Annotated in this window: 4 protein-coding genes; all 4 read right to left on the bottom strand. The window is 73.4% G+C overall.

The window, feature by feature from the left end:
* Window positions 1-905 (bottom strand): protein kinase (locus tag B7767_RS30435; protein WP_143652705.1); only part of this gene is annotated, 905 nt, incomplete at its 3' end.
* A gap of 323 nt (window positions 906-1,228) precedes the next feature.
* Complete coding sequence (locus B7767_RS30430; RefSeq protein ID WP_085574959.1) at window positions 1,229-2,023, bottom strand: thiazole synthase; 795 nt, start codon at window positions 2,021-2,023, stop codon at window positions 1,229-1,231.
* Window positions 2,024-2,025: 2 nt separating this feature from the next.
* A complete protein-coding gene (gene thiS / locus B7767_RS30425; protein WP_085574958.1) occupies window positions 2,026-2,226 on the bottom strand; it encodes a sulfur carrier protein ThiS in 201 nt (66 codons plus the stop codon).
* The coding region (locus B7767_RS30420; protein WP_143652704.1) for an FAD-dependent oxidoreductase at window positions 2,223-2,844 on the bottom strand (622 nt) is incomplete at its 5' end. The genes B7767_RS30420 and thiS, both read right to left, overlap by 4 nt.

Here is a 2,844-nt window from a genome sequence, read left to right as displayed (position 1 = left end):
TCCTCGGCGTTGTCGTGCTCCGACGTCAGCGCCTGCGGCGGCACCGCGTCGAGCTGCTCGTCGGTGAGCCGGCCGCGCCCCGCGCGGGCCTGCGCGAGCAGCGCCACCGCGTCGTGCGGGCGGACCTCGGGGTTGCGGGCGGTCGCCGACGCGACCAGCTCGTCCAGCTCGTACGCCATGCCCGGCACGGCGGCCGACGGGGCCGGCACGTCGTCGTGCAGGTGCTTGTAGAGCACGATCGCCGGTGAGTCGCCGTCGTGCGGCTTCTCGCCGGTCAGCATCTCGTAGAGCAGGATGCCGCAGGCGTAGACGTCCACGCGGGGGTCGGCGACGCCGTTCTCGATCTGCTCGGGGGCCAGGTACGAGACCGTGCCCAGCACGGTGCCCGTGGTGTTCGTCACCGAGTCCACGGCGCGGACCAGCCCGAAGTCGGCGACCTTGACCCGGCCGTCGTCCCCTATCAGCACGTTCTCGGGCTTCATGTCCCGGTGCACGAACCCGGCCCGGTGCGCGGCGCCGAGCGCGGCCAGCACCGGCTCCAGGATGTCCAGCGCGGCGCGCGGCTGGAGCGCACCGCGCTCGCGCAGCACGTCGCGCAGGGTGCAGCCGGCGATGTACTCCATCGCCAGGTAGACGTACGCCCCGTCGGTGCCCTGGTCGAAGACCTGCACCACGTTCGGGTGGGCCAGCCGGGCGACCGACTTCGCCTCGCGGATGAACCGCTCGACGAACGAGCCGTCGGCCGCGAGGGAGGGGTGCATCACCTTGAGCGCGAGGATGCGGTCCAGACGGGTGTCCACGGCCCGGTAGACCGTGGCCATCCCGCCGACCGCGATCCGCGCCTCGACGCGATACCGGCCGTCGAGCAGCTGCCCGACCAGGGGGTCCTGAAGGGTCGTATCCACGCCCCGAGTCTACGAGCCCCCACCGACACCCCTGTCCGCTTCGCCCTCCGTTGAAGCGGACCTGTGACGTGCACCGCCCCGATACGTGACCGCGGACAACCACGCCGTCGCAACCGCGGGCAGTCGTGCCTCCCCCAGTGCCTCAAGGGCCTGGGAGGTACCCCCAGGGCGATGGGGGAGGGTGGGCGGCGGGGGTACCTCCCGCTCATGGGGTCCCCCCCGCTCGAGCGAAGCCGAGAGTGGGGGAGAAGCCGAGAGTGGGGAGGCACCCTGTGAGCGTCGGCGAGCGAAACCCACCCCCGCCCGGCCCCAGCGAGCAGCGCCTAGAAAGCAGGCCGCTCGGGATCCAGCACGGCCATGCCCTCCGCAGGAGACGACGCCTCGGCGAACCACCGCCGGGGAATCCGCCCCGCCAGCCGGGCCAGCCGCCCCGCCTCCACCGCACACCGCATCGCGGAAGCCATCAGCACCGGCTCCTGCGCCCGGGTGACCGCCGACGCCAGCATCACCCCCGCACACCCCAGCTCCATCGCCAGCGCCGCGTCGGACGCGGTCCCCGCCCCCGCGTCGAGGATCACCGGCACCCCCGCCCGCTCCACGATCAACTCGAAGTTGTGCGGATTCCGGATCCCCAGCCCCGACCCGATCGGCGACCCCAACGGCATGATCGCCGCACACCCCACCTCCTCCAGCTTCCGCGCCAGCACCGGATCGTCGTTCGTGTACGGCAGCACCGTGAACCCGTCGTCGACCAGCGTCTCCGCCGCGTCCAGCAGCTCGATCGGGTCCGGCAGCAGCGTCCGTTCGTCGGCGATGACCTCCAGCTTGACCAGGTCAGTGCCGAGCGCCTCCCGCGCGAGGCGCGCGGTGAGCACGGCCTCCCCGGCGGTGAAGCACCCCGCCGTGTTCGGCAGCACCCGGATGCCCAGCTTCTCCAGCACCGACAGCACGGACCCGTGCACCGAGGGGTCCACCCGCCGCATCGCGACGGTCGTCAGCTCCGTCCCGGACGCCACCAGCGCCCGCTCCAGCACGTCGAGGCTCGGCGCCCCGCCGGTGCCCATGATCAGGCGGGACGTGAAGGACGTACCACCGAGGAGGAACGGATCGTCGGCCATGGTCAGCCTCCCTGGACGGCGGTCAGGACTTCCACGCGGTCACCCTCGCTGAGGGGCGTGGCGGGCCACTGCGCGCGCGGAACGACGGTTTCGTTGAGGGCGGCGGCCACCCCCGAGGGGGCCGCGGTGAGTGACTTCACGACGAGGTCGAGAGCGGTGCCGGGCGCGAACTCCCGGCGCTCCCCGTTGACCGAGATGTTCATGCGGGCTGCTCCGTGCGGACGGCGGCGCCGAAGCGCCGGGGGGTGAACGGACGGGCCACCTCCGGCAGGGCGCCGGTGGTCAGGGCCTCCGCCATGGCGTCGCCGGTGACCGGCGTCAGCAGGACGCCGTTGCGGTAGTGGCCGGTGGCGAGCAGCAGCCCCTCGAGCTCCGTCGGGCCGAGCAGCGGCGCGTTGTCGGGGGAGGCGGGGCGCAGTCCGGCCAGGGTCTCGGTCAGCGGCAGCTCGGTGATGCCGGGGACCAGCTCGTGGGCGTCACGCAGCAGCTCGTACACGCCGCCCGCGGTCACGGTGGTGTCCCAGCCCATCTCCTCGCTGGTCGCCCCGATCACCAGCTCGCCGTTCTCGCGCGGCACCAGGTAGACATGGCTGCCGCGCACCACGGCCCGCACGGTCCGGTTCAGGAAGGGACCGTGCCGCACGGGCATCGTCAGCCGCACCACCTGCCCCTTCACGGGACGCACGGGGGGCAGTACGTCCGCCGGGACGCCCGCGAGCCGCCCGCTGAGGCTGCCCGCGGCGAGCACCACCTGCCCGGCGCCCAGCTCGGTGCCGTCGGCCGTGACGACGCCCGTCGCGCGGTCTCCCGCGACGACGAGC

The sequence above is a fragment of the Streptomyces sp. 13-12-16 genome (assembly GCF_002114215.1).
Taxonomy (GTDB): domain Bacteria; phylum Actinomycetota; class Actinomycetes; order Streptomycetales; family Streptomycetaceae; genus Streptomyces.
This window is presented reverse-complemented; position numbering and strand designations above follow the sequence as displayed.